This window comes from Thermoanaerobacterium xylanolyticum LX-11 (assembly GCF_000189775.2).
Classification (GTDB): Bacteria; Bacillota; Thermoanaerobacteria; order Thermoanaerobacterales; family Thermoanaerobacteraceae; genus Thermoanaerobacterium; species Thermoanaerobacterium thermosulfurigenes.
On record NC_015555.1, the window covers coordinates 1,582,483 to 1,608,934 of the forward strand.

Below are 26,452 nucleotides of genomic sequence, written 5' to 3' on the forward strand. Positions count from 1 at the left end.
ATCAATTATACGTAATATACTTCAAAAGGCTTGGCTATACTTGCATCATTTACCACTTCTGACACTTCTTTTTCATATTCTTCTATAGAGTTTTGTGGCCAAAGGTGTGTAACGACAAGCTTTTTGCAATGAGCAGATTTTGAAATTTTTGCTGCCTGTTTTGCAGTAAGGTGTGGCCCCTTTTCGCCGTTTAACAAATTGCCATCACATAAGAATAAGTCAGAATTACTTGCAAAAAAAACAAGTTGATCATTGTAGATTGTATCACTGCTAAAGACAAAGGTTTTATCTCCATTATTGAATTTTACAGCAAATGTTTTAACAGGATGGACCATTTCTTTAAATGTTATCGTAAAATTTTCAATATCAAGTTTCAATTCCTCATCTATGTGTTTGATTTTAAACACATCATTAAACCCTAATTCTTCAATAACTTTTGAAGGTTCATCTGGGCAATAGACGTTTACAGGTTCATTTATATAACCTTTTTTCATCATTATATCCAACGCATATCTTAAGACCAGCATATCTGCCATGTGGTCTGAATGCAAATGGGTTAATATTATGTATTTTAGGTCTTTTAAATCATGATACTTTTGGTATCTGCTGATGACACCGTTGCCACAATCTACAAGTACATTTACACCATTATCTTCCACCAAATAACCTGAACAAGCTCCATCTGGACCTGGATAAGGTCCATGTGAACCAAGAATTGTCAATTTCACTTTAATCATCTCCTATCTAAATAGCAGGTAATCTTTTAATATATTCATAGAGGTCTTTATAATTTCCATGTTCAAATGTTGAAATGTCTTTTGATGTTCTGTTGATCAAAAACTCATCCAGTAGATATGTCTTAAAGCCAATAGTTCCAGCTATTACATCTTCATCAACATCATTGCCAATCATGATGCAATTTTCAGGCACTTTTTGAAGCTTTTCTACGATTTCTTTATAATATTGTATGTATGGCTTGCAAAAATGCATATGCTCATAAGATGTGATAAAGCTAAAATAATTACAGTCAATTCCGGCCCATCTCAATCTCTCTTTTATGGCTATATCTGGAAAGATCGGATTTGTAGCAAGTACAACGTCATATCCTTTATCAACCAGCAATTCTACACAGGCCTTAGCATACTCGTTTTTACATACATTTGCTCCAAGGTTCTTATAGTCATTTTCATAGAAATCAGTAAAAATCCTCATGATTTTATCTTTTGGGTATTCCACTAACTTTAAAAACGAATCAAAAAAGGCTTCTTCATTTGTCTTACTGGGATCTAAATTGTTTATCATGTCCATACTAGCTGAATAAAGAGCCTTTTGGAAATAATACTTGTCGAAATAATCTGAGATCTTATTTGAAATAGCTTCAAAATATTCCATAATCATCTTGTCCGTGTCAACAGGGAGCAAAGTGCCATCAAGGTCAAACATCACTGTATCAATCATATTTCTTTCACCTCAATGCAATTCTCATATAAAATAATACATTTTTAAAAAGAAAAAAGCAAGGATATCTAACCTCGCTTTATATCTTTAAAGTATTTAACTCTTGACAACGAAGCTACAAGCACAGAACCAATGATTACACTTCCTATTCCTTGAAGTATATTTCCTGGCACATCAGCAAGAGCAGCTTTTGAACCGTACATAAAAGCACCACCAATATAATATCCAAGCACCATCCATGATGCAGCTAATACAAAAACAGCCATTTGCACAATAAAACTTTTATCTTCCTTTTTCAATAAAACAGCCACAATGAGTCCTTCCAATCCTTTTATGACTAATGTCCATGGGGCCCATAAAGCATATCCTGAAAGAAGATCAGATAATGCTGAACCAATGCCTCCAGACACAAAGCCTGCAAAAGGTCCTAAAATAGTAGCCGAAAGAAAGATGAAAGAATCGCCTATATTTATATATCCTTTCGTGTATGGCGTAGGGATTTGTATTACCATAGTACCAACAGCAATAAGAGCCGTCATAAGTGCGATGTAAACAAGTTTTTTTAAGCTATTTTCTTTCACACTCTATACCTCCCATATTTTTTAAAATTATTATAACATACAATTGTTATAATTCAATAAATACAATATACAAACAATTTATAATTTTTATAACATGAAACTTTTGACATTAGGAACAATGTGTAATATAATAATATTACGGTTTACGAAATATTAGGGAGGCTGATATAATGGATGCCGAAATAAATTTATTAGAATATTTACTGCGGGAAATAAACCATAGAATGAATCTTGTGACCAGAAATTACTTAAGCAATAAAGAAATTACCATGTCTCGGTTTTGGGTCTTAAACAAATTAAGCCAAGATGAAGCAATAACTATGAAACAACTACAGTCGCAACTTTTACTGTCTTCCAGCACACTGACAGGGCTAATCGACAATCTCGTTGCTGATGATTTGGTATATAGGTGGAGAGACGATAAGGACAGACGCCTTGTGTTTTTAAAGCTTACAGAAAAAGGTGCTGTGCTTCTAAACGAAATTTTAGAATACCGCACAAAGATGCTAAAAAAAATAGTCGATATGTGTGGTGACAGCATAGACATTGGTACATTGAACAAAAATCTCAAAACACTATTAAACGCATCAGATGATGCTGTAATATTTTAAAAAATTTCAAGAAGGTGATTATATGGACTTCGCAATCGAAATAAAAAATTTAAAGAAAAGATTTAAAGATTTTGAAGCAGTAGGTGGAATCACGTTTGACGTCAGAAAAGGAGAAATATTTGGCTTATTAGGTCCCAACGGTGCAGGAAAAACTACTACCATAAGAATGATAACGACATTGATGCCACCTACTTCTGGCAAAATACTTGTTGCCGGTTTTGATGCAAAAAAATACAGTGCAACAATAAGAAGATACATTGGATATGTACCACAAGCTCTTTCTGCAGACTCCACCTTAACTGGATATGAAAATATGCTATTTGTAGCTAAGCTTTTAAGGCTTAACAAAAAAGAAAGGGAAGAAAGAATTGATTACATTCTTGACATTTTGAATTTGAATGATGCAAGAAACCGCTTAGTCAAGCAGTATTCAGGTGGAATGATAAGAAGATTGGAAATAGGCCAAGCCATAATACACAGACCTGAAGTCTTAATACTTGATGAACCGACAGTGGGACTTGATCCTGTAGCAAGGCAAAACGTTTGGAACGTAATAGATACTTTACGAAAAGAAACAGGTCTTACAATTTTAATTACTACCCATTACATGGAAGAAGCAGAAGCTATATGTGGAAGAATAGCAATAATGAACAGCGGCAAAATTGCTGCCTTAGGAACTCCTGGTGAATTAAAATCAAAAACCGGAAATCCAAATGCTACATTGGATGATGTATTTACATTTTTCACAGGAAATCAATTAGAGTCTGGAGGGAATTATCGTGAAACAAGTCAATTACGCAAAAGAATCCAAAGGTTCAGTTAAGATGAATTCTCCTATAAAAATAGTTTTAGACTATATTTTGAATTCTTTTACAATCGCAGAAATAGAGATACGAAAGCTGAAACATGATCCAACTGAATTACTTACAAGAGCAGTCCAACCAGTTTTATGGCTTCTTATCTTTGGTCAGGCATTTTCCAGGATACGAGCTATACCTACAGGAAATGTCAACTATCAGACATTTATGGCTCCAGGCATTTTAGCCCAATCAATGATGTTCATATCTATATTTTATGGTTTAAGCATAATTTGGGATAAAGATCAAGGAATACTTCAAAAGCTTATAGCAATGCCTGTTCCTCGAGCAGCTTTTGTCACAGGAAAAGCCTTTGGAGCAGGAGTCAGAGCAATAAGCCAAGTAATAATAATATTATTTTTAGCGTTTTTGCTAAGACTCGACATAAAGTGGAGCATTTTAAATGTAATAATGAGCATATTGACAATTGTTTTAGGCGCTGCATTTTTTTCTTCTTTGTCAATGGCTTTAGCAGCCATAGTAAAAAGCAGGGAAAGATTTATGGGTATAGGACAGGTTATAACGATGCCATTGTTTTTTGCCAGCAATGCAATCTATCCAATACAAATAATGCCACATTGGCTTCAAATAGTAGCAAGAATCAATCCTTTAAGTTATGTTGTTGAACTTTTGCGAGGATATCTAATAAATGGCAGTGTATCACAAGCAGGCTTTTCATGGATGATACTTATAGCTGCTACTGTCATAATTCAGATAATATCAGCAATTTTATATCCCCACATAGTAACATAAAACCGCTTTACATTTGATATACCATGGTAGAGTAGCAAATGCTACTCCATCATGCAGTATGTCGTGCAAAGCGGTTTAAATTTACCTATTTTTGAAAAATGTAGCTTTTACTATTTCCATAATTACTAAAGGCAATAATGACAGCATAATTACTACATCCCAATCGTATATGTTTATATTTTTTATGTCAAATACTGTATTTAAAGGAGTTAATATGACTACAAGTTGAAGGAATATGGAAACCAATAGTGCAAGCACCATGTATTTATTTTTAAATAAGCCCACCTTAAAAACTGATTTAATTGATCTTGCATTCATCGCTTGTGAAAGCTGTGAAAAAGTCAAAACAGCAAATGCCATAGTTCTTGCATTAGTGAGGTTTTCTCTAAGTCCCATCAAGAATGCTATAAAAGATACCAAACCTATCATGATGCCTTCGATTGGTATTCTGTACATAAGTCCATCTGAAAAGATGTTTTCATCTTTTGGCCTTGGTTTTTTGGACATTATATCTTTTTCAGCAGGTTCCACGCCTAAAGCAAGAGCAGGTAGGCTATCTGTTACTAAATTCACCCACAATATATGGATAGGTTTGAGAGGCATTGGCATACCAGCTAATGTAGCAACCAAGAGAACGAGTATTTCGCCAATATTGCATGATAAAAGGTAATGTATAGATTTTTTTATATTCTCGTAAATGGTCCTTCCTTCTTCTACAGCAGCCACAATAGTTGCAAAATTATCATCTGTAAGCACCATATCAGCAGAATCTTTTGCTACGTCTGTACCTGTAATACCCATTGCAGCACCTATATCAGCCTGCTTTAACGCAGGTGCATCATTTACACCGTCGCCAGTCATAGCTACCACCGCATTGTTTTTCTGCCAAGCTTTTACTATCCTCATCTTATGCTCCGGAGAAACTCTTGCATACACTGATATGCTTTTTACCTTTTCGTAAAGCTCATCGTCTGTCATGGCTTCTAACTCTCTGCCATCTACAGACATATCATCTTTATCTAAAATGCCTAAATCTCTTGCAATAGCTACAGCAGTAATCTTATGATCACCTGTTATCATAACAGGTTTTATGCCAGCATTTTTGCATATTCTAACAGAATCTCTCACTTCATCTCTCGGCGGATCTATCATTCCTAAAAGTCCAACAAATACAAGATCTTTCTCCACATCAAGGCTTTCTAACCTATCTGGCACACTATCAATATCTTTAAAAGATATAGCCAAAACTCTTAAAGCATCTTTCCCCATATTCTCATTTTCAATTTTAATCTTTGCTTTATCGTCATCGCTCAATTCTAATATTTTGCCATCTTTTAATATGTATCTACACCTTTCGATGACACTGTCAAATGCTCCTTTTGTTATGACTTTATAATTTTTATCATTTGATTTGTGGATGGTAGTCATCATTTTTCGATCAGAATCAAATGGGATTTCGGCAACTCGCGGAAATTCTCTTTCTAATTCCGATTTTTTGGATACATATTTTTCATATGCTGATACTATAGCGACTTCAGTTGGATCTCCAAAGCTTTTACCCGATTCATCAATAAATGCATCTGTGCAAAGTACCCCCTGCTCCAAAATAAATCCTGCCTTGCTGTCATATCCTTTAGTTAAGTCTATCTCTTTAAAATTAACAAAAACTTTCACTATTGTCATCTTATTCTGAGTCAAAGTACCTGTCTTATCAGAACATATCACGTTTGCACTGCCTAATGTCTCCACTGCAGGAAGTCTTCTTAATATAGCATTTCTCTTTATCATCTTCTGTACGCCTAATGCTAAAGTAATAGTTACTATTGCTGGCAGTCCTTCAGGAATTGCAGCAACAGCAAGGCTTACAGATGTCATAAACATGTCAAATACCGGCCTTTTTTCCATAACACCTATCCCAAATATTATGCCACAAATGATAAGTGCTCCTATACCCAGATATTTCCCCAGTTGCTCTAACTTTATCTGGAGAGGCGTCATCGTCGTCTCATCATCGTCTAACATCTTCGCTATTTTTCCCATCTCTGTGCTCATACCTGTCTCAGTAACCACAAATGATCCTCTTCCATAAGTTACAACTGTACCTGTGTACACCATGTTGTGCCTATCGCCAATATTGAGATTTTTGTCTTTTAACTTGCCAGAAGTCTTTTCTGACGGAACAGATTCACCTGTAAGAGCTGACTCATCTATCTTCAAATTTGCAGACTCTATTATCCTTCCATCAGCAGGCACAAAATTTCCTGCTTCTAAAAACACTATATCACCTGGAACAATATACTGTGACTCTATCTCTACAACTTTTCCATCCCTTAATACGCGGGACACTGGTGCAGATAATTTTTTAAGTGTTTCGAGAGACTTCTCAGCATTATTTTCTTGTATCATCCCTAAAAAAGCATTCAACAAGATTATGAATAAAATTATTACTGCATCTGTAATTTCACCCAAAAAAAATGAAACAATAGATGCAATTATCAAAATAATCACCATGAAATCTTTAAATTGGTCCAAAAACATAGACAAAATGGTTCGTTTTTTCTTTTCACTTAAAATGTTGGCACCATACTTTTCTAACCTCTCTTTAGCATCTTTTGATGAAAGCCCCTCCTCAGCATCTGTATCTAACTCGTTTAAAACTTCTTCTACGTCATAAATCCAGCTTTCCTTCATCTTATTCCTCCTTGTTTTTTAATTTATGGTATAAATAAAGACCTTTATTTTGTATTATTCCACAAAATAAAGGTCTCACTCGCAAATTTGCTTAACCAGCCGGGTGTTTCTCACCGTACTGACGACTGATTAACGAAGAGTTACTCCCCTTTAGATTATTATAGCATATTTATTGGACAATATCACCATTTGTGCGATATTTTTTCGATTTCGTCGTACAATATAGCACGATTAGATCGTCGAGTTTACGGCTTAGGTCAAGAATCATCTCGTATTTTACTTCTTCTTGCTTTATCAAATCATCAAGTTCATCTCGTAAATTGCTAATCTGTTCTTCCAATGTAGATATCTTATTGTACATCATTAGTTCCCCTTTTCTAAAAATCGCATATACAATTTTATCATTAGGAACCAAAAAATTCAATAGGATAATGTAGAAATTTCATCTAATTTTTTCCACTAATTTTGACAACTTCTCGAATATATCTACTATATCTCGTCCATATTCTATCTCCCAATCTTCACATCCCTCGCTAACTGTCAAAATTTCGCCATTACTAATACATCTTAATATGTCATCATTTGAAATTTTTTGCCTAATTTTTTCCAACAAGTCTTTTAACGATGACGTTTCAATGTTTTCCATTTTAGCTCAACTCCTATAGAATATTCTAACTATAGTTATATATTCTATAAATGTTATTATTTTCCTGCATGCTTCTTAAATTTTTTTTAATATTTTGATATCAAGTTAACTGCTTTGTCTAACGCTAATCCCACTTTCTCAACTTTACCACTTCCTTGGCATATTTTTTGATTACCTCCACCGTTTCCTTCTATGACATCCAATATCTCTTTGAAAAATGAATTAATATCTATATCGACATCATCTGATCTTGATATGACAATATTACCACAGTCTGTAATCCCACCTAAAATACAAACAAACCCTTTTCCTTTGGTGATTATTTGAGACAAAACTCGCAGTTCTTTCATATCTCTATCATTAAAAATTTTTGTCACCAACTTAAAGTTTTTTAAATTTACTGATTCTGCGACTAATTTTTCAGCTTCATATTGAAGTATATTATCTTTTAGTTTAATTAATTCCTTTTTTAGCTCTTTATTTTCATCTAATATTTTATTGACTTTTTCTAATATCTCCTCTTCTTTTGCAGATAGCGATGTTATTAAACTGTTTATGTAATTATTCTTCTTAAGATAATCATTAAACGCCCTAAAGCCACAAACAAATTCGATCCTTAAACCCTTTTTCGTTCTTTCAAATTTTTTTATCTTTACAATTCCTATTTCACCTAAGCTTTTTACATGGGTACCACCACACGGTGAATAGTCAAAGTCTTTAATTTCCACTATTCTTATATTTTCGTCAACTTTAGGCTTTTTTCTTAAGGGTAATTTTTTCAAATCATCGTCTTTTACAAAGTACGAAGTAACAGGTAAATTTAAATATATAAGCCTATTTGTTTCAATCTCAACTTCTTTAAGGTTATCTTCGCTTAAGTTGCTATTGGTCAATGTAATATGTGAGCTATCATCTCCAATGCTAAAGCTATCTGTTTCTGCATTAAATAACTTATAAAATACTGCTGACAGAAGATGCTGACCGCTATGCTGTTGCATATTGTCAAATCTCTTTTCCCAATCTATCTCACAAATTACCAAATCATTTTTAGGAGGTGTCTTCAAAACATGGATGACCTTATCATCTCTTAAAAAGACATTTTCAACTTTTATGCCGTCAATAAATCCACTATCTGCTGGTTGTCCACCGCTTTCAGGATAAAAATACGTCTTATCAAGTATAACTTCACAATATTCATTAGTAACATTAATATCGATGACTTTTGCAGTAAAGGAGTTTTTATAACTGTCATGATAATACAACTTCTCCACCATATAACCTCCTTAAAGTTTAAGACGCATGGACTAGCCATGCGCCTTTTTAATATACCTTTGTTCCGTACAAAGTTCTCACATTTTTAAATTCCTCAATAATCTTTTTCGTAATCTCACCAGGTTTGCCGTTACCGATGACTCTTTTGTCAACTTCAGTTACAGGAATTGCTTCTGCGGCAGTGCCAGTCAAGAAACATTCATCTGCAGTATACACATTGAAAAGTGAAAAATACTTTTCTACAACTGGTATTCCAAGTTTATTTGCTATATCAATGACAGTAGCTCTTGTAATGCCCCCTAAGGCTCCAGCCGCAGATGGTGGTGTGTATAAAATACCGTCAGATACAATAAAAACATTGTCACCTGTACATTCCGCAACATAACCTTCTAAGTTTAATAAAAGAGCCTCTGGATATCCCGCTTTCACGGCTTCAATCTTTGCCAATATATTGTTAAGATAATTTAGAGATTTAATCTGTGGGTCTAATGTTTGAATGGAGTTGCGCCTAAACGTAGATGTGATAATTTTTAGCCCATTTTGGTACATCTCATCAGGATACAATGTAATCTTATCTGCAATGATAACTACTGTAGGCTTTGAACATTTATAAGGATCAAGCCCTAAATCGCCTTTCCCTCTTGAAACAACTAATCTTATGTATGCGTCTTTTAAGTTGTTTCTCCTTACAGTTTCTAAGACTTTATCGGCCATTTCTTCTTTAGAATATGGTACATCTAAAAGAAGTGCCTTAGCCATGTTGTAAAGTCTCTTTAAATGATCATCCAATTTGAAAACAACACCATCATACGCCCTTATCCCTTCAAAAACACCATCTCCATAAAGAAATCCATGGTCAAAAACCGAAACGGCCGCTTTTTCACTGTCTACAAACTCACCATTAAGAAAAACTACAGGCATTATGACTCCTCCTAATCTATCTAAAATATATTATTGTAGATTATACCACTTTGAAATTTTTAAGTCAATTAAACAAAAAGCCCCGAGAGGGACTTTTCGTTAATCTTATTCAGCCTTAATAGCTCCTGTCGGGCATACTGGTTCACATGCACCACAATCTATACATGTATCAGCATCCACTTCGTATTTTCCTGTGCCTTCGTGAATAGCATCTACAGGGCATTCTGCAGCGCAAGCACCACAGCTTATGCATTCATCTGTAATAATATGTGCCATTGTCATATCCCCCCTTTTATGTATACAGTATATAACTTCAAAGGATATTATATAGCATTTATATTAATATGTAAACACTACATAAAAATATAATTTAATTTTTATCCATATTAATGTTAATTATTAGAAAAATGCCTATAAAGCTGTTTAACGTTAAGCATACGGATTATATGAAGAATGCTACTCTGACAATCAAAAAGGCAGAATAGCAATTCTTCATAAAATCTAAGATTTTTTGGACGGAAATTTACAATTTCCACTCTTATGCCACATAAAACAATTAGCGTTTGAGGTTTTTGTTATTAACCTTTCATAATAGTTTATAGCTATTTTTAATAATAATCAATAAATATTAGTAGAATCATATATTTTAGTTTGAGAAATTTACTATTTATATTATTTCAACATATAAAAGTCAATCATTTCTCGCAGTCCCTGTTCAAGACTATACTGAGGTACCCATCCTAAAACTTCAAAAGCTTTTATATTATTTAAATAACTTTGTTCTATTTCGCTTGTCCGGGCAGGTAAATAAATTGGTTTTAAATTCGTATCCATGATGCCATTTATTATTTCAACAAGTTTATTTATAGTTGTACTATTATTTGTACTTATGTTTATTATTTGATTTTCACCTTTATAAAGTGCCAAATAATTAGCATATACAACATCTTTTACATAAACAAAATCTCTAGTTTGATTACCATCTCCAAATATAATAGGTCTATCACCATTAAGCATTTTCCCTATAAAACTTGATATAACACCAGTATTCCCGTTTATATCTTGTCTAATGCCATAAACATTTGAATATCGCAATATTGTGTATTTTAAACCATATAATTTACTATAAATTCTAAGATAAGATTCTCCAGTGTACTTTGATATTCCATAAAATGAAACAGGTTCTAATCTATGTCTTTCATCTAATCCTAGATATAATGGATCCCCATATACAGCTGCTGACGAAGCATATATAATCTTTTTCAAATTATATTTTCTGCAACACTCTAATAAATTAATTGTGCCAAGGATATTTACTTTTGCATCAACTACAGGATCTTTTATTGATTTTTGTATATCAACTTGTGCGGCCTCATGAATTACTAAGTCTAATCTTTCATTATCAAAAACTTGCCAAAGATATTCATCAGTTAAGTCAATTTTATAAAATTTAGCTTTTTTATTTACATATTCAAGCTTTCCGCTTGATAAATTATCTACTACTACAACATCATATCCTTTCTCTATCATAAAATCTACTATATTTGAACCAATAAAACCAGCGCCGCCAGTAATTAAAATTTTCATATAAGGCATCCCTCATTTCACGATATTTTTAATTGACGCTAATTTCCAAAAAGAAGATTATTTATTCTTATTTTAACTTGAATTCGGCAAGTAGCAAGCAAATTAAAAATTCAATTTCCATAAATGTAAAAAAACGGTGTTTTATTATAAGTTTTGCACTTTGATAACTGCATATTTACATTGAAAGAATAAAAGCTATATCGTTTTTTACAGTTAATTTACTCTTTTAAGGTATAGCAAAGCTAACCGTCTACTTGATATGGCGGTTTCTATCATTTGGTATATTTTTTGGTATATCCTATGTGTTTACTATGTTAAGCAAAGTACCATTAGCGCTTTTCGTATATACGTTATCACAGTTTTAAGAAACGGATTATTAGGGTAACGTATATGCCTATAACGCCCTTTCCCAACAAGATTACCAGGTACACTATATAATATCCGCCTTATTGTGGTTATCTCATGATGCTTCATAAACTCTGGCAAGATAGTCCTCTTGAACCAATTGTGGAGATTGTAAGCAATCATTTTGATAAGCAAAAATATTTCGTTGCAAAATTTGTTTCTTTGACTGTTTTGATCAAAAGCAAATCCTTCTTTTAGTTCATCTATTTTGTTTTCAATGTCGCAGCGTTGGTTGTATTCATGAAATATCTCTTCAGGTGTCATGTACTCAATATTTGTTACTATAGCTTGATATTCATATTTGAATTCGTCTATATCCATACAAATCTGCCCTGTTTTGGGCTGTGGCAGTTTTTTGCGTATAATCACAATTCTGCGTGCTTTATCCCATTTAGGCATTTTTGCATATATTTCATTTACACTAAAGGTCTTATCTATTTCAGTCCAAGGATAAAGGTGTTCTCTTTGATTGACGTAGTCTATAAAGCATCTGATCCATGCCTGATTTTTAGCTTTCATTACATATTCATAACCTTTAGATTCAAAATACAGTATATTATCGTAATCAAATGCTCCACGGTCAACGCGTACTCGCTTAATTATCCAATTTTCAGGAAGCTGTTCTTCGCAAGATTTTACAAAATCTAAGAAACCATGATTTGTGTGATGTTTACCTTCTTCAAGAGTAACATTAACAAGTTCATCAGTATTAGCAATAATGCCGATTTTCTCTTTGAAAGATGGTCGACCATGGTACCTTGGATTATAACCTACTGAAGCACCTTCCTGCTCTCCAAATATAGTACAAACTGTATCATCAAAATTCATAATGACTTCACGTTTTGTTCCTTTAGATTGCAAGGAAAGCAAAGTCTTGTTAATAAGTCTTAATTCTTCAAGAGAACTTTCAGGCATGGCTTTAATTAAGTCTCTGCATACTTTTTCGCTGGGAACTTTATGTCCTTTAATTTCTGTGTATGCATTATCATATCTTAGTTGGTCCATGTGAAGAAAGCGAGTATTCCCTTGAATTACAGAATCAATCATAAAGTCAATAATCTCGGCTGGTTGGAAGACAGCATTTGGTGCTTTTTTAAAGGATAATATGCTTGAAAGAATTTTATTAAAACCGATTTTTTCTTTAAATGCTTGGATATAGGTAAAAGTTACATTGTTTGATACTGTAAAATTGTCAAAAGTTGCTGGCAAAATATATTTTGAAAACCCCTTTTCTTTTGTAAGATTAAGTGTTAAACTCATACTATGGAGATTCTCCTTTCTGTTAATGTTTTTGTATGAGGTTTGGAGTAAAAAAATATTTATTAGTTCCAAATGGTGTGAATCCGTCCAAATTAAACCGTGATTTAAAACCATTTGATTTACCACGATCTAAAGAAATAACCATCGGATTTTTCGGTTATATCACAAATGCTTGGTTTGATTGGGATGTATTATTGGAATTGGCAAGAAAGCATAAAGAGTGGATATTTCATATAATCTGGTGGGGAGAAGATTGGCCTAAAGGGATACCAAATAATATTATTTCTTTGGGGCCAATACCACATGAAGATTTACCACATTATTCAGCAAATTGGGATATTGGACTGTTAAATTTTAAAAACACTTATCTAGTAAAATGTTCATGTCCTATAAAAGTATATGAATATTTATGGTTAGGTTTGCCTGTTGTATCTATTGATATACCATATTTAAGAAATTACCCATACGTATATACATGCAATAATATAAATGATTTTGAAAAAAATATAGTTTTAGCCAAAAGACAAAAATTTAATAGGCATTTGGTAGATAATTTTTTACAAAACTATACTTGGAATCACCATTTTCATACAATATTAAGCAATATTGAACAAGGTGATGCCATTGAATAGAATTTTGTTTATTTATAAATATTATTCCTATGGTGGAACTGAATCTGCCATAAAAAACAGAATTTATGGATTAATACAAAAAGGTATATATTCGGACTGTTTATTTTTGACTAAGAAATCTGATGGCATTTTTGAAAATGACACCAATATATATTTTTTAGATTCGAACAATATAAGCAATATAGATAATATATTAAAAAATGATTACAGTGTTATAAGCATAATTGATACACCAGAAGTCTATTCATATATAAAACAAAGAAAAAATAATTTTAAGATTATTAATGAATGCCATACCTCAAATATAGAATATTTAAAATATGTAACTGACATCGATAATAAAGATTCAATTGATGCATTCGTTGTTCCCAGTTATTTTAGTAAAAAATTACTAAAAGAAGTTTTTAAAATAAAAATGCCAGTATATGTAATAAATAATTGTATTGACCGTGAACATGCTTTTTATTTCAGAGACGATTTTAATGAATATTTTATTGAGAATACTGTAAATAATATACCAATACTGTGTTGGATTGGAAGATTAGAAGAAGCCAAAAATCCTATCGAGTTTTTGAAAATTGTAAATCTTTTAAAGAAAAAACATAAAATAAAAGCATGGATTATAGGTGGAAACAAATATAGTCATATGGTTAATGAAGTAATAAGACAAATTTATGAATATGACCTCATAAACATTGTAAAGTGGTTTCCAAGCTTGCCTTATTCTTATATGCCTTATGTTTATTCCGCTATTTCATACTCTAGCGGCTGTTTAGTATCCACTTCACTCAGAGAATGTTACCCAATGATTTTCTTAGAAGCAATGAGTTGCAAATGTCCAGTTATATGCACAAATGTAGGTGGAAATTCAGAAATAATAAAAAATAATGTTACAGGAATAATGTATAATGTCGGTGACATTTTTGGTGCAACAACAGCAATAGAAAAAATATTAAATGATAATAACCTACGCACTAAAATTATAAATAATGCGCTAGAATCCATTAATATAAAAAACAACATTGAAAAATGCACAAAAGATTTCATTGAAATACTGCTAAATATGAATGTTAAATTATAATACTAAAATTATTTTATCTAACAAAATTTCATCAACAAGACAAAAAATTTAAAAAAAACCCCTTGTCAAAAATAAAAACCCATGCTATAATAGGTTCTGTCAGTTGATGCCGAATGGTGTAACGGTAGCACCGGTGACTCTGGATCATCTAGTCTAGGTTCGAATCCTAGTTCGGCAGCCAATATTTGGCCTTATCGTCTAGTGGCCTAGGACATCGCCCTCTCACGGCGAAGACAGGGGTTCGACTCCCCTTAAGGCTACTTCTAAAAGCATCGCTTTAAAAAGCGGTGCTTTTTTTATGTTTAAAGTTATAATTTTAGATAAAAAACACCATTTATTGCATTTAACTATATACAACGCAATAAATGGTGTTTTACAGTTAAAAATTACTTTTCACTCAAAAATTTGTTTATAGATGCTGCGGCTTTTTTGCCGGCCCCCATCGCAAGTATAACCGTTGCTGCACCTGTGACAGCATCGCCACCTGCAAAAACTCCTTTACGACTTGTCTCCAATGTTTCTTCGTTGACTATTATTCCGCCCCATCTTTGCTTGTCAAGCCCTTCTGTTGTGGATGTTATAAGCGGATTTGGACTTTGTCCTATTGCTACAATAACCGTATCTACATCTATTATGTGTTCAGAACCTTTTTCTTCTACAGGTCTTCTCCTTCCTGACTCGTCTACTTCGCCTAAAACCATGTTAACGCATTCGATTCCTTTTACATTGCCACTTTCATCACCAATGATTCTTACAGGGTTTGTCAATAACTTAAATATGATTCCTTCTTCTTTTGCATGGTGTATTTCCTCAAGCCTTGCAGGCATTTCTTCTTCAGATCTTCTATATACGATGTACACTTCTTCTGCTCCCATGCGCTTTGCGGATCTTGCTGCATCCATCGCCACATTCCCACCGCCAACAACGGCAACTTTTTTACCTACTTTTACTGGTGTTGGGCTATTAGGGAAGTCATAAGCTTTCATCAAATTAATCCTCGTCAAAAATTCATTTGCCGAGTAAACTCCATTTAAGTTCTCTCCAGGTATATTCATGAATTTAGGCAATCCTGCGCCTGTCCCTATAAACACTGCTTCATACCCCATGTCGAATAAATCATCAATTGTAAGTATCTTGCCTATGACCATGTTGGTCTCTATTTTTACTCCTAATTTTTTCAACAAATCAATTTCCTTTTGCACTATTTCTTTTGGAAGCCTAAACTCCGGGATGCCGTACATTAAAACACCACCTGGTGTATGAAATGCTTCAAAGATGGTTGTGTCATATCCCATTTTTGCAAGATCACCTGCACATGATAATCCTGCAGGCCCAGATCCTATAACAGCAACTTTTTTGCCATTTGTCGCAGTTATTTCTATTTTATCTTCTTTATTTTTCATGTGCCAATCAGCAGCAAATCTCTCCAGTCTGCCTATGGCTACAGGCTCTCCTTTTTTGCCTCTTGTACATACTGATTCACACTGGCTTTCCTGTGGACATACTCTTCCACATATTGCAGGTAAATTATTTGTCTCTTTTATCTTTTGATATGCTCCTTCAAAGTCCCTATTTGCTATCAGTTTGATAAACTCAGGTATTTTTACGTGAACAGGGCAACCTTCTACACATGGTTGGTTCTTGCATTGAATACATCTTTCGGCTTCTTCTACAGCCATGTTTTCTTCATACCCTAATGCAACTTCTTTGAAATTTTTGTTTCGTACATTTGGTTCCTGTTCAGGCATTTGTACTTTTTTTAGCGACATATTAGCCATTTAAGATGCCTCCTAACTTGCATTCATGTTCATATTTTTCTAATACTTTTTTCTCCATATCTTTATACATATTCTGTCTTCTCATCGCCTCATCGAAGTCTACTTTAAGACCGTCAAATGCCGGACCATCGACACAGGCAAATTTTGTCTCTCCTCCAACTGTAACTCTACAACCACCACACATTCCAGTTCCGTCTACCATTATTGGGTTCATGCTGACCATAGTAGGTATGTTGTATTCTTTAGTTATATTGCATACCATCTTCATCATTATCAGTGGTCCTATCGCAATTACTTCGTCGTATTTGTTGCCTTTCTCTATTAATTCTTTTAATACATCTGTCACAAAGCCTTTGCGGCCTTTCGTACCGTCGTCTGTCGTTATATAAAGGTTTTCACTGACTTTTTTCATTTCGTCTTCTAATATCACGTATTCTGCACTTCTACCACCTATTATGCTATCTACTGATACTTTCATCTCATTTAGCATTTTTACTTTTGGATACAATGGTGCAACTCCAACACCACCGCCGATTGCCAATACTCTTTTAGTATCTTTTGAAAATTCAACCGGTTTTCCCAAAGGTCCTACAAAGTCATGTAATCTATCTCCAACGTTTAACGTACCTAATTTCTTAGTGCTCATTCCGACTTCTTGAAATATTATAGTGATAGTTCCTTTCTCGCCATCGTAATCTGCTATAGTCAAAGGGATGCGTTCACCCTTTTCATCTACTCTCACTATGACAAACTGTCCAGGTTTTGCCTTTTTCGCCATTAGTGGAGCATTTATGACCATCATTTTGACAGTAGGATTCAATTGCTTCTTCTCCAAAATCTCGTTCATTTTTTTCACACCTCCAAAGTTTAGTAATAAATTATGTCTGGCTTTATACCAGACATAATTTTTCACTTAATGATATATTATATATTTATATAACTAATGTCAAATATTTTTACATTAAAAACAACAAATTGTCTAATCATTTAACAAAATCGTAATAAATTTAACAAAACAAGACAATTTTTTATCAAAGTTAAAGAGATTCTAAATAAATCTTTTCAATGACAGATTCAGTAGCCTCAACAGGTGCAATAGATAACAATCCATCCAGGGAAGGAGTTGTTTTAGCAAGTTTCACAAGATTAGGAATATCATCTTTCGTAAACCCAAAATCAGATAACTTTTGAGTGCACCCTACATTAAAAAGCCATTCCTGAACTTTTTCTGCAACATACTCCGCCTCAGCAGGCAGTCCTTTTAAACCAGGAACTATAGGACTATATACATCAGCCAATACTTCTGCTGTAGCTGGATAAATAGCTTTTATAACTGCTGGCAATATTGCTCCAAGTCCTAACCCGTGAGCTATTTCAGGTTTTACAGCACTTAAAGGATGTTCTAAAGCGTGAGTAAGATGTAAAAGGCCATTGTCAAAAGATATACCAGCTAATGCAGAAGCATACAGAAGATAATATCTTGCTACAAGATTTAATGGATCATTTACAGCAGCAGGAAGGTAACGAACAATCAATCTTACTGTTTCCTTAGCCGTAAGAATGCTATATGGAGATGCAACAAGCGTTGTAGCTGCTTCAGTAATATGATTTAAAGCATCAACGGTAACTGCTATCGTCTGCTTTTTGTCAAGCTTTGTCATAAGCGAAGGATCGTCTATAGCATACATAGGGTATAAGCAATCATAAGCTATAGCTGGCTTATAATTTTTCTCTAGTATAGTAGCTACTGCAAATCTATCTACTTCCGTTCCTGTACCATGTGTAAGATTTATAGCTATTATAGGGACAGCCTTATCAGGTATAAATTTCTGCTCGTAAAGTTCTCTTGCATTTTTATCAGTATACTTTAAAAGTACAGCTACGCTTTTGGCAGTATCTATCGGACTACCACCACCAATTCCAATTACAGCTTTTGCTCCAGATTCACGTCCGATTTTTGCTGCTTCATCAATCATATCAACTGTAGGATTTGGACCAACTTTGTCGTAAAGCGAATATTTTAAATCAAGCTCCTCCAATACAGGTTTTACAACATCCCAAGCACCGCTAGTCTTATACGATCCTTTGCCTGTTATAAAAATAACATTATTAATGCCATTAATTTTTAGATTTTCTAATATATCCTTTATCTTATGTATACTGCCAGCACCAAAATAAATCGTATTTTTGCAGCGAAGTTCAAAAATCTTGTTAGGATTAATCTTTGTTTCCCACATTTTTATAACCTCCTATTAGTTAAATTTATAACAAATTTCATATTATATTATAGTTCCTTTCCATCGAATAGTCAAATTCAGTCCTGCAATAAAATTTTCTCTAACAAAAATTAATATAAAAAGACGCATATTACATTAAAAAGAGAAACCACTACAGATTAACAATTTATCTATGAAATTGTTAATCACATTAACGGTTTCTCTTCATCTCCAACCTAAAAATTTATATTTACTTATCAACATCTATATTACAAGAAAATTGTTATGTCCATATTAAGTACACGTTACGTTTATGTTAATTTCTTAAAATATCTTCTACAAGTTCAACGTCAAAACCTGCGTCTATGTAACCTTGCTTTATGATATTATAATACCTTTTGCTTGGTTTTCCTATATCATACCCCGAATTCATTATATATGTCATCGCTTTTATTGATTTGCCTTCGCAAATTGCTTCTACAAATTCTTTTCTATAAAGATCCGGATAATCTTCATATTTATCCAAAGCATCTTCATCTTTCTTTCCTATTTCCCACAAAAGAGACGGAACAAAACTGCCATTTGACTGTTCAATTGTGGCATAAGCAAAACCGTCTTTACCTTTGAATACCAGTTTCCAATTTTCGATTATGGCAGGGCCAATTAATTGTGCATTTGGGCATCTTTTCATCATTTCTGTAAAATTCATATTGCTGCCATATGCCAAATAAAGCTTTCCCATAGGTTCATCTCCTAATTAAATTTACCATAAAAATTATATTTAAACAAAAGTAAGAGAACAGAATATCCTCTTACTTTTGTTTAATGCTTTCAATATACTTTATGGCTTTTTCTATCCTTTCAACAGTCTTTTCTTTGCCCAATAGTTCCATTATATCAAATAAACCTGGTCCAAACGTTCTGCCAGATATAGCAAGTCTTGTCGGGTGAAACAAATCACCACTTTTTATGTTCAGCCTTTCTATCAAATCCCGGTAGGCATTTTCAGTTTCAATCAAATTAAAATCATCTACTGCCTTGAGTGCTTTGATGGCTTCTCTAAGTATGTTTTCGACTCCATCTTTTTCAAAATACTTTTTAACGCCTTTTTCATCGTATAAAAAGTCATCTTTGAAGTAGTATGACATGGCATCAGCTATTTCGCTTAAAGTCTTTTCCCTTTCTCTTACAGCACTTACAATCTTTCTTATATAATCATAATCGTATTCATCACCTATTAATCCCTTGCTAATCAAAAACGGTATGACTTCTTTTGTCAACCTATCTATATCACAATCTCTTATGTAAATGCCATTTAGCCAAGTAAGCTTTTTTGTATCATATATAGCTGGATTTTTAGATACCCTATCTAAAGTAAATTCTCTTACACTTTTTTCTGTTGTAAACACTTCTTCACCATCTGACGGAACCCATCCTAAAAGTGTGATATAGTTTATGATTGCCTCAGGCAAGTATCCTAAATCTCTAAACTCCTGCACAGACGTAGCCCCATGCCTTTTGCTGAGTTTACTTCTGTCAGGCGCCAATATCATCGAAACGTGTGCAAATTCTGGTTTTTCAAATCCTAATGCTTCGTATATAAGAATTTGCTTAGGAGTATTTGATAAGTGCTCCTCTCCTCTTATTATATGGCTTATCTCCATATCATAATCATCTATTACCGTTGCAAAATTGTATGTAGGCATATTATCCGACTTCATTATGATAAAATCATCAAACGTTGAATTGTCAAACTCAACATCTCCTCTGATTATATCGTGCACTACCGTTTTTCCTTCCTTTGGCACTTTCAGACGTACGACGTATTTTTTGCCTTCATCCATGTACTTTTTTACTTCGTCAGGCGATAAATTCCTACATTTGCCTGTATACATAGATGGTTTTCCAGCCTTTTGCGCTTCGCTTCTCATTATATCAAGCTCTTCTTTTGTACAAAAACAATAATAAGCTTTGCCTTGTATTACCAGTTCATCAGCATACTTTTTATACATCTCAAGTCTTTTTGACTGGTATAAAGGCCCTTCATCCCAATCGATGCCAAGCCACTTAAGTCCGTCTAATATGGCCTTCATCGAGTCACCAGTTGAACGCTCTAAATCTGTATCATCAACTCTTAAAATTAACTTTCCATTGTTGTGCCTTGCAAAAAGCCAATTAAATAACGCTGTTCTGGCACCGCCAATATGTAAATTGCCTGTTGGGCTTGGTGCAAACCTAACTCTAACATCTTTCATATAAACATCCCTTTCCAGCTGTCTATTGGATTTAAAACTAATTTAGATTATACTTTAATATATAATATTTTTCAACAATTGCACATAATATATGGTTACACGACATTAATATTTTAAGGAGGCTCAAAATGAAGGATATAATCGTAAATTTGTTAAAAGAACGTGGAGTAGATATTGAAGACATGGCTAAACTTGTATTAGAGCTTCAAAAAAAGTATTACGATCTAACTATGGATGAGGCAATAGAAAGCTTAAATGCAGTTTTAGACAAAAGAGAAGTTCAAAATGCCGTATTGACAGGCATAACCCTTGACAAACTTGCAGAGAAAAACATGTTAGAAGAACCACTTCTATCAATTCTTAAAAGAGATGAACCACTATATGGGATTGACGAAATCTTAGCCTTAAGCATTACAAACATCTACGGATCAATTGGGCTTACTAACTATGGTTACTTAGATAAAGTAAAACTCGGCATAATAGGAACATTAAATGAACATAAAGACGAAAGGTGCAATACATTTATAGATGATTTGGTCGCCGCAATAGTTGCTGCGGCATGTTCTAGAATAGCTCACTCCATCAAAAGCGGAAAATAGATTAAAAAGGGGCTTACTAAAAATGCCCCTTCATTTTACTTTTTCAAAAAGTTCTCTTGGTATATGGCAATAACCATTTGGATTTTTCTTAAGGTACTTCTGGTGATATTCCTCAGCGTCGTAAAAATTTTTAAGCGGTTCAATTTCAGTCACGATCGGCTTTTCATACTTTTTCTGCTCTTCCTCCTTAGATCTTAATATCACATTAAGATCGCCATCATCTATGTAGTAAATCCCCGTACGATACTGCGTACCTATGTCATTGCCTTGCCTATTTTTAAGTGTAGGATCTACGATCTTCCAATAGCTTCTCAGCAAATCTTCTAACGATATAATACTCTCATCGTATTTTATATAACAGGCCTCAGCAAAACCTGTCGTATTTGTGCACACTTCTTCGTATGTTGGGTTTTCCTTGTTTCCATTTGCATATCCAACTTTCGTCTCAATTACCCCGTCTATGGTGTCAAAGTAGGCTTGGACACCCCAAAAACATCCACCTGCTAAAACTATTTCTTTCATAGCTACTCCTCCTCATAAGAATCTAATATAAGTCTAACACACTAAATAGCCAAAGAAAAATATTTTTATTTTATTCTTGACAATGTAAACTTCACTTCACCCGCATTTGTCTCAACACTCACTAATTTATATTGTTTTAATGGACTTTCAAAATCCAAAACAGTATTGTAGTTTTTTATAATATTGTTTAAGTCTTCTCCCGTTATCTCCACACCTTTTACATTAATTGACGTAACGTTGAAATCAATTTTTCCATCATTCACCTTAAAATTTCCATATAAAGTATAATTATCCCCATCAGATAAAGTAAATCCGCTATCATCGAATATGATCTTTACATTTTTCAATACATCATTATAATTGTCAATCATATTGCTTATTGATTCATCGCTAAATGATGCTGATACCGAATCAATTTGAATATCGAAGTTATCAGGCTGAAGGCTGTTCCAAGGCAGTTTTGAAATATTATTTAGCAAAAAATCAAGAGATGGTATGCCACTTTCCACCGATGCACTTATGTCTAATATTCTTTGGTAATCGCTAATTTGCTTTTTAATATTGTCAAGCATTGCACTTTTTTCGCTTTCTAATTTATTTAAAGTCAAAATCGCATTTTTTTGTTCTTCTATTTTTTTCCTCAATTCATCTCTCTGATGGCTTAATACCTCTTCTTCAGTTTTTTTATTTTTTAAGAGGTAATTTATGTGATCTAATTTGCTGTAAAAGTAATTAGTAATTATATCAATGTATATCAATCTGTGCAAAAGCTCTGATGCGTTGTTTGACATCAGTAAAAGGGATAATATGGTGTTTGTACCATTCATGTACAAAAACCTAAACCAACTTTTTATATTATTTCTCTCGTTCACGATTTCTCTGCTTATGCTTGATATCTCTTTTTCCATTGAATCGATATGTTTTGTTGTATCTGTGATTTCAGAATTGAGTTTTTCCAATAAATTTGATGCTCTTACTTTTTCCATATCTAAATTAAATAGCTCAATTATGATTTTTTGTTCCTCAATCTGTGCATTTTTTAAATCTGATGCAGGGTCAGAATAAGTCGTCTTAATATTTGAAAACAGCAATAGAAATATCAAAAGTATTGACACGTATTTCTTCATAATTTCTCCCCATCATGTTCTATATGGAACAAATTTACATTTCAATTAACTGTTATCTTATCTTTTATTTGTTCAAAAAGCTTTGGCCCAATCCTTGAAACATTCATGATGTCCTCTATTCTTTGAAAATTGCCATGTTGCTCTCTAAAATCTATTATGCGCTGTGCAGTGACTTCGCCAATTCCCGGCAGTGTATCAAGCTCTTCTTTTGTAGCCGTATTGATATTTATCTTGCCATTTGGTGCATTAGAACTGCTGAATTTATCATTGGAAACATCATTTTCTCCTATTTTCGGCACTTTTATCATCTGCTCATCTTTTAACTTTTCGGCTAAATTTATATCTGAAAGATCTGCATCATCCAACGGCCCTCCTGCCAGTTTTATAGCATCATCGATTCTGTCACCTTCTTTCATAGTATATACCCCAGGCGATTTAACAAGACCAGTTACATACACTTTTATTTCTTTGGACTTTTCATTTTCTATTGGTTCACCTGTATTGGAATTGTTTATTAAATTCTTATCGCTTTTAATGTTGACAATATCATCATTCTTTTGAGTTTTGCTTCTTTCAAAGACAAAATACCCCGTTAATAATGAAGCTATTATCAATAAAACAATAATTCCATATTGTTGACTTTTGGTTAATTTAAACATACTCCACCTCTTTCGATTTTGCTATATAAATATTTCTACATTTTTATATAAATTCCTTTTTAAATTTCATATTTTTTTGATATACTAAAATTATAAGCGTATATGGAGGCAAAAGCATGAAAAAAATAGTTTCTATTATTACGGTTATTATATTTTTGATTAATTTTATACCAAAAGTATATGGAATGGAAAATCCACCGCAAATTGTAGGGCCTACAGCGGTACTGATGGATTTCACTACTGGTCAAGTCCTTTACGACAAAAATATGAATCAAAGAATGTATCCTGCCAGCACGACAAAAATTTTAACAGCGATTATCGCCATTGAAAAAGGGAAATTAAATGATGTAGTAACTGTAAATGATGATGTCAAAAATATTGATGGAAATTCTATCTACCTTGTACCGGGAGAAAAACTTACATTAGAGCAATTGCTTTATGCTATGCTTTTAGAGTCTGCTAATGATGCTGCAATTGCAGTAGCTGACCATATTGGTGGCAGCATACAAGGATTTGCAAATTTGATGAATGAGAAGGCAAAAGAAATTGGTGCTAAAGACAGCCATTTTGTCAATCCAAATGGATTGCCAAATACTGAGCACTACTCGACACCATATGATATGGCTTTGATAGCAAGGTATGCAATGAGAAATGCTACATTTAGAAAAATCGTAAGCACTATACATTATCAGATACCACCTACTAACAAATTTGATAAGCCAAGAGATCTCTGGATTAGCAATAGATTAATAAAACCCACAAGCTTTCATTACGACGGGGCAGATGGGGTAAAAACGGGTTACACTATTGCCGCTAATCAAGTTTTTGTAGGATCTGCTACAAGAAATGGCCACAGATTGATATCTGTAATCATGGGTGATGAAGGTACAAACATATGGACAGATACGATAAAATTGTTAAACTATGGTTTTAATAATTTTGATCTTGTAAATCCTTTAGAGCAGAATTCAATCGTAACATACGTAGATATTGGAAAGGTAAAGTTTAAGTTACCCCTTATTGCAAAAGACTCATTCTACTATGTAGTGCCAAAAGGACAAGAAAACAGTATTAAGTCATCTATTTCGGTCGATAAAAATATAAATGCACCTGTAAAGAAAGGCACTACGTTAGGCTCGATCAATTTCACTTTCAATGGTAAATACATTGGAAGTGTACCGCTTATAGCGGATGAGTCGGTTTATAAAAATTACTTAGGAACATACTACAATGGAACTAAAACCACTGTAATGAAAGATTATAGCACAATCAGATCCTACGTTGAACTTTTTCTGGGGTTATTCATAGTGATGATATCAATTCTGCTGTGGCTAAGAAAAAGGGTGAACAACCCTTTTTTATCTATAAAACAACTTTGCAATCGATGGCTTTTTTATGCTTACTGCTTTATGAGGACACAGCTCTTGACAGCAAAAACACCTAATACACGCTTTAAGGTCGACAATTGGCTTGCTTTCAACCATTTTTAACGCTTTAGGAGGGCAATTGGTTACACATATTCCACAGCTTTTACATGCATCATGATCAAAGACTGGATATGGTTTAACATGTCTATCTAAATATCTAACCAAAAATTTTGGAATCTTTTCAGTCACGCTAAAACCTCTTAATGTAGGTATATCAAAATCATCTATTTTTATATCTTCTATATTCATACCTGCGATTTTTATATCTTCCATATGACCCAAACCACGTCTTTGAGCCATAAAAACTGTTGGCACATCTTGATGCTTCAAACCGATAATTGACGTAGCTACTGTATCAAGGGCAAAAACATCATCCGATGAAATAATTAATCCAACTTTTTTTGGACGTCCAGCAGACGGACCATTTCCTTCCATTGCAACTACAGCATCCATTATCGTCAATACTGGCTTTAAAATTGTATTTATGTCGATCAACATATCTGCAAAGTCTTTCACATCCGGCATTGAAAGGTGATAACCAGCTTTTACAAGCCCTGGTATAGCACCAAACTGATTCTTTACAGCTCCCGTATAAACTGTCAAACCATGTGTCTTCAATTTTGGCATTGACACAATAGCATCACATTCCATAAGTGCTTTCATGAATGTAGCTTGTTTGATAATCTTTCCATCCGGTATTTTTACTTCTACTTCTTCTGTGTCATAATTTAATTCAGCACCAGTTCTTGCTGCAACATCTGCCATGCCTGTCGATTCATAAATCGACTTTAAAGCTCTATAAGAAAAAGGCCCTGCTGGACTATCACCTATGATAGGTATAGCTCCAATTGCTTTAATAGCATTTGCAACTGCTTCAACTATTGAAGGATGTGTCGTTACAGCATCATCAGGTCTATTTTTCTTTAAAAGATTTGCCTTAAGAAAGACTCTCTGTCCTTTTTTTATGTATTTCTCAAGTCCACCAAGATTTTTAAAAGAATTTTCCAATGCAACCTTTACATCATTTTGGGAATAAGAAGAACAATTTTCAATAGATACGGTATACAAGATATACGCCACCTTTAAAAATATATTTTAGACCAAAATATTAAAG

General features: G+C 33.5%; 26 protein-coding genes, 2 tRNA genes and 1 pseudogene. 9 read left to right on the forward strand and 20 right to left on the reverse strand.

Going from position 1 to position 26,452, the window contains the following annotated elements; translation table 11 throughout:
- Nucleotides 1-5: 5 nt before the first annotated feature.
- From THEXY_RS07800 to THEXY_RS07810, 3 genes are all read right to left on the reverse strand, one after another.
- Nucleotides 6-728, reverse strand: coding sequence for an MBL fold metallo-hydrolase (locus THEXY_RS07800; protein ID WP_013788295.1), 723 nt, complete (start codon nt 726-728; stop codon nt 6-8).
- Nucleotides 729-744: 16 nt separating this feature from the next.
- On the reverse strand, nt 745-1,458 hold the full coding sequence (locus tag THEXY_RS07805; RefSeq protein WP_013788296.1) for an HAD family hydrolase: 714 nt from the start codon (nt 1,456-1,458) through the stop codon (nt 745-747).
- 68 nt (nt 1,459-1,526) lie between these two features.
- The gene (locus THEXY_RS07810; protein WP_013788297.1) at nt 1,527-2,039 is read right to left on the reverse strand and encodes an ECF transporter S component; all 513 of its coding nucleotides are present in this window, start codon (nt 2,037-2,039) and stop codon (nt 1,527-1,529) included.
- A 170-nt stretch (nt 2,040-2,209) separates the two neighbouring features.
- Between THEXY_RS07810 and THEXY_RS07815 the strand changes: the two genes are divergently transcribed.
- From THEXY_RS07815 to THEXY_RS07825, 3 genes are read left to right on the forward strand one after another with little or no spacing between them, the layout of a single operon-like run.
- Nucleotides 2,210-2,650, forward strand: coding sequence for a MarR family winged helix-turn-helix transcriptional regulator (locus tag THEXY_RS07815; RefSeq protein ID WP_013788298.1), 441 nt, complete (start codon nt 2,210-2,212; stop codon nt 2,648-2,650).
- 22 nt (nt 2,651-2,672) lie between these two features.
- A complete protein-coding gene (locus THEXY_RS07820; protein ID WP_013788299.1) occupies nt 2,673-3,473 on the forward strand; it encodes an ABC transporter ATP-binding protein in 801 nt (266 codons plus the stop codon).
- The gene (locus tag THEXY_RS07825; protein WP_013788300.1) at nt 3,430-4,260 is read left to right on the forward strand and encodes an ABC transporter permease; all 831 of its coding nucleotides are present in this window, start codon (nt 3,430-3,432) and stop codon (nt 4,258-4,260) included. Before THEXY_RS07820 ends, THEXY_RS07825 begins: the two co-directional genes overlap by 44 nt.
- Before the next feature lie 81 nt (nt 4,261-4,341).
- Here THEXY_RS07825 and THEXY_RS07830 read toward each other — a convergent pair whose 3' ends face one another.
- The 8 genes from THEXY_RS07830 to THEXY_RS07865 all read right to left on the reverse strand — a co-directional run bounded on the left by THEXY_RS07830 (nt 4,342) and on the right by THEXY_RS07865 (nt 13,042).
- The gene (locus THEXY_RS07830; RefSeq protein ID WP_013788301.1) at nt 4,342-6,951 is read right to left on the reverse strand and encodes a calcium-translocating P-type ATPase, SERCA-type; all 2,610 of its coding nucleotides are present in this window, start codon (nt 6,949-6,951) and stop codon (nt 4,342-4,344) included.
- Nucleotides 6,952-7,120: 169 nt separating this feature from the next.
- A complete protein-coding gene (locus THEXY_RS07835; protein ID WP_230197568.1) occupies nt 7,121-7,312 on the reverse strand; it encodes an aspartyl-phosphate phosphatase Spo0E family protein in 192 nt (63 codons plus the stop codon).
- A gap of 81 nt (nt 7,313-7,393) precedes the next feature.
- Nucleotides 7,394-7,597: a hypothetical protein gene (locus tag THEXY_RS07840; RefSeq protein ID WP_013788303.1), complete on the reverse strand. Its 204-nt coding sequence runs from the start codon at nt 7,595-7,597 to the stop codon at nt 7,394-7,396.
- An 86-nt stretch (nt 7,598-7,683) separates the two neighbouring features.
- Complete coding sequence (locus THEXY_RS07845) at nt 7,684-8,871, reverse strand: alanyl-tRNA editing protein (protein WP_013788304.1); 1,188 nt, start codon at nt 8,869-8,871, stop codon at nt 7,684-7,686.
- Nucleotides 8,872-8,917: 46 nt separating this feature from the next.
- Complete coding sequence (gene ilvE, locus THEXY_RS07850) at nt 8,918-9,790, reverse strand: branched-chain-amino-acid transaminase (protein ID WP_013788305.1); 873 nt, start codon at nt 9,788-9,790, stop codon at nt 8,918-8,920.
- 105 nt (nt 9,791-9,895) lie between these two features.
- Entirely contained in the window at nt 9,896-10,066 is a 171-nt protein-coding gene (gene fdxA / locus THEXY_RS07855; RefSeq protein WP_013788306.1) for a 4Fe-4S ferredoxin, read from the reverse strand.
- A gap of 396 nt (nt 10,067-10,462) precedes the next feature.
- Nucleotides 10,463-11,377, reverse strand: coding sequence for an NAD-dependent epimerase/dehydratase family protein (locus tag THEXY_RS07860; RefSeq protein ID WP_013788307.1), 915 nt, complete (start codon nt 11,375-11,377; stop codon nt 10,463-10,465).
- A gap of 309 nt (nt 11,378-11,686) precedes the next feature.
- Nucleotides 11,687-13,042, reverse strand: a complete 1,356-nt coding sequence (locus THEXY_RS07865) for an IS1380-like element ISTps2 family transposase (protein WP_013788308.1) — start codon at nt 13,040-13,042, stop codon at nt 11,687-11,689.
- 35 nt (nt 13,043-13,077) lie between these two features.
- Between THEXY_RS07865 and THEXY_RS07870 the strand changes: the two genes are divergently transcribed.
- From THEXY_RS07870 to THEXY_RS07885, 4 genes are all read left to right on the forward strand, one after another.
- Nucleotides 13,078-13,674, forward strand: coding sequence for a glycosyltransferase family protein (locus THEXY_RS07870; RefSeq protein ID WP_041592093.1), 597 nt, complete (start codon nt 13,078-13,080; stop codon nt 13,672-13,674).
- Nucleotides 13,667-14,755, forward strand: coding sequence for a glycosyltransferase family 4 protein (locus THEXY_RS07875; RefSeq protein WP_013788309.1), 1,089 nt, complete (start codon nt 13,667-13,669; stop codon nt 14,753-14,755). The genes THEXY_RS07870 and THEXY_RS07875 overlap by 8 nt, the downstream gene beginning before the upstream one ends.
- A gap of 107 nt (nt 14,756-14,862) precedes the next feature.
- Nucleotides 14,863-14,936, forward strand: a tRNA-Gln gene (locus THEXY_RS07880).
- Between the two features lie 6 nt (nt 14,937-14,942).
- Nucleotides 14,943-15,015, forward strand: a tRNA-Glu gene (locus THEXY_RS07885).
- Nucleotides 15,016-15,141: 126 nt separating this feature from the next.
- Here the strand turns inward: THEXY_RS07885 and gltA are convergent.
- The 5 genes from gltA to gltX all read right to left on the reverse strand — a co-directional run bounded on the left by gltA (nt 15,142) and on the right by gltX (nt 21,004).
- Nucleotides 15,142-16,524 (reverse strand): NADPH-dependent glutamate synthase, encoded by a 1,383-nt coding sequence (gene gltA / locus THEXY_RS07890; protein WP_268257784.1) that lies wholly within the window; start codon nt 16,522-16,524, stop codon nt 15,142-15,144.
- A 1-nt stretch (nt 16,525) separates the two neighbouring features.
- On the reverse strand, nt 16,526-17,380 hold the full coding sequence (locus tag THEXY_RS07895; protein WP_013788311.1) for a sulfide/dihydroorotate dehydrogenase-like FAD/NAD-binding protein: 855 nt from the start codon (nt 17,378-17,380) through the stop codon (nt 16,526-16,528).
- Between the two features lie 190 nt (nt 17,381-17,570).
- Nucleotides 17,571-18,770: an iron-containing alcohol dehydrogenase gene (locus THEXY_RS07900; protein WP_013788312.1), complete on the reverse strand. Its 1,200-nt coding sequence runs from the start codon at nt 18,768-18,770 to the stop codon at nt 17,571-17,573.
- A 295-nt stretch (nt 18,771-19,065) separates the two neighbouring features.
- A complete protein-coding gene (locus THEXY_RS07905) occupies nt 19,066-19,491 on the reverse strand; it encodes a gamma-glutamylcyclotransferase family protein (RefSeq protein WP_013788313.1) in 426 nt (141 codons plus the stop codon).
- Between the two features lie 70 nt (nt 19,492-19,561).
- The gene (gene gltX, locus THEXY_RS07910) at nt 19,562-21,004 is read right to left on the reverse strand and encodes a glutamate--tRNA ligase (RefSeq protein WP_013788314.1); all 1,443 of its coding nucleotides are present in this window, start codon (nt 21,002-21,004) and stop codon (nt 19,562-19,564) included.
- A 128-nt stretch (nt 21,005-21,132) separates the two neighbouring features.
- On the opposite strand from gltX, the gene THEXY_RS07915 reads away from it, so the two are divergent.
- Entirely contained in the window at nt 21,133-21,603 is a 471-nt protein-coding gene (locus THEXY_RS07915; protein WP_013788315.1) for a phosphatidylglycerophosphatase A family protein, read from the forward strand.
- A gap of 30 nt (nt 21,604-21,633) precedes the next feature.
- On the opposite strand, the gene msrA is transcribed toward THEXY_RS07915, so the two are convergent.
- From msrA to THEXY_RS07930, 3 genes are all read right to left on the reverse strand, one after another.
- Nucleotides 21,634-22,125: a peptide-methionine (S)-S-oxide reductase MsrA gene (gene msrA, locus THEXY_RS07920; RefSeq protein WP_013788316.1), complete on the reverse strand. Its 492-nt coding sequence runs from the start codon at nt 22,123-22,125 to the stop codon at nt 21,634-21,636.
- Between the two features lie 65 nt (nt 22,126-22,190).
- Nucleotides 22,191-23,252, reverse strand: a complete 1,062-nt coding sequence (locus THEXY_RS07925) for a coiled-coil domain-containing protein (RefSeq protein ID WP_013788317.1) — start codon at nt 23,250-23,252, stop codon at nt 22,191-22,193.
- Nucleotides 23,253-23,293: 41 nt separating this feature from the next.
- A complete protein-coding gene (locus THEXY_RS07930; protein ID WP_013788318.1) occupies nt 23,294-23,911 on the reverse strand; it encodes a helix-hairpin-helix domain-containing protein in 618 nt (205 codons plus the stop codon).
- Between the two features lie 116 nt (nt 23,912-24,027).
- On the opposite strand from THEXY_RS07930, the gene THEXY_RS12400 reads away from it, so the two are divergent.
- The gene (locus tag THEXY_RS12400) at nt 24,028-25,401 is read left to right on the forward strand and encodes a D-alanyl-D-alanine carboxypeptidase family protein (protein WP_013788319.1); all 1,374 of its coding nucleotides are present in this window, start codon (nt 24,028-24,030) and stop codon (nt 25,399-25,401) included.
- On the opposite strand, the pseudogene THEXY_RS12765 reads toward THEXY_RS12400, so the two are convergent.
- Nucleotides 25,384-26,418 (reverse strand): annotated as a pseudogene (locus THEXY_RS12765) (DUF362 domain-containing protein); the annotation flags it as partial. The gene THEXY_RS12400 and the pseudogene THEXY_RS12765 overlap by 18 nt on opposite strands.
- Nucleotides 26,419-26,452 lie beyond the last annotated feature (34 nt).

Bases quoted from the DNA above. Each gene is read 5' to 3' on its own strand.
- gltX (WP_013788314.1), bottom strand. From the start codon at position 21,004: ATGAAAGATGTTAGAGTTAGGTTTGCACCAAGCCCAACAGGCAATTTA.
- THEXY_RS07930 (WP_013788318.1), bottom strand. From the start codon at position 23,911: ATGTTTAAATTAACCAAAAGTCAACAATATGGAATTATTGTTTTATTG.
- THEXY_RS07830 (WP_013788301.1), bottom strand. From the start codon at position 6,951: ATGAAGGAAAGCTGGATTTATGACGTAGAAGAAGTTTTAAACGAGTTA.
- THEXY_RS07925 (WP_013788317.1), bottom strand. From the start codon at position 23,252: ATGAAGAAATACGTGTCAATACTTTTGATATTTCTATTGCTGTTTTCA.
- gltA (WP_268257784.1), bottom strand. From the start codon at position 16,524: ATGTCGCTAAAAAAAGTACAAATGCCTGAACAGGAACCAAATGTACGA.
- THEXY_RS07835 (WP_230197568.1), bottom strand. From the start codon at position 7,312: ATGTACAATAAGATATCTACATTGGAAGAACAGATTAGCAATTTACGA.
- THEXY_RS07870 (WP_041592093.1), top strand. From the start codon at position 13,078: ATGAGGTTTGGAGTAAAAAAATATTTATTAGTTCCAAATGGTGTGAAT.
- THEXY_RS07860 (WP_013788307.1), bottom strand. From the start codon at position 11,377: ATGAAAATTTTAATTACTGGCGGCGCTGGTTTTATTGGTTCAAATATA.
- THEXY_RS07905 (WP_013788313.1), bottom strand. From the start codon at position 19,491: ATGGGAAAGCTTTATTTGGCATATGGCAGCAATATGAATTTTACAGAA.
- THEXY_RS07900 (WP_013788312.1), bottom strand. From the start codon at position 18,770: ATGTGGGAAACAAAGATTAATCCTAACAAGATTTTTGAACTTCGCTGC.
- THEXY_RS07915 (WP_013788315.1), top strand. From the start codon at position 21,133: ATGAAGGATATAATCGTAAATTTGTTAAAAGAACGTGGAGTAGATATT.
- THEXY_RS12400 (WP_013788319.1), top strand. From the start codon at position 24,028: ATGAAAAAAATAGTTTCTATTATTACGGTTATTATATTTTTGATTAAT.
- THEXY_RS07840 (WP_013788303.1), bottom strand. From the start codon at position 7,597: ATGGAAAACATTGAAACGTCATCGTTAAAAGACTTGTTGGAAAAAATT.
- THEXY_RS07845 (WP_013788304.1), bottom strand. From the start codon at position 8,871: ATGGTGGAGAAGTTGTATTATCATGACAGTTATAAAAACTCCTTTACT.
- ilvE (WP_013788305.1), bottom strand. From the start codon at position 9,790: ATGCCTGTAGTTTTTCTTAATGGTGAGTTTGTAGACAGTGAAAAAGCG.
- THEXY_RS07820 (WP_013788299.1), top strand. From the start codon at position 2,673: ATGGACTTCGCAATCGAAATAAAAAATTTAAAGAAAAGATTTAAAGAT.
- THEXY_RS07815 (WP_013788298.1), top strand. From the start codon at position 2,210: ATGGATGCCGAAATAAATTTATTAGAATATTTACTGCGGGAAATAAAC.
- THEXY_RS07865 (WP_013788308.1), bottom strand. From the start codon at position 13,042: ATGAGTTTAACACTTAATCTTACAAAAGAAAAGGGGTTTTCAAAATAT.
- THEXY_RS07895 (WP_013788311.1), bottom strand. From the start codon at position 17,380: ATGAACGAGATTTTGGAGAAGAAGCAATTGAATCCTACTGTCAAAATG.
- msrA (WP_013788316.1), bottom strand. From the start codon at position 22,125: ATGAAAGAAATAGTTTTAGCAGGTGGATGTTTTTGGGGTGTCCAAGCC.
- THEXY_RS07805 (WP_013788296.1), bottom strand. From the start codon at position 1,458: ATGATTGATACAGTGATGTTTGACCTTGATGGCACTTTGCTCCCTGTT.
- fdxA (WP_013788306.1), bottom strand. From the start codon at position 10,066: ATGGCACATATTATTACAGATGAATGCATAAGCTGTGGTGCTTGCGCT.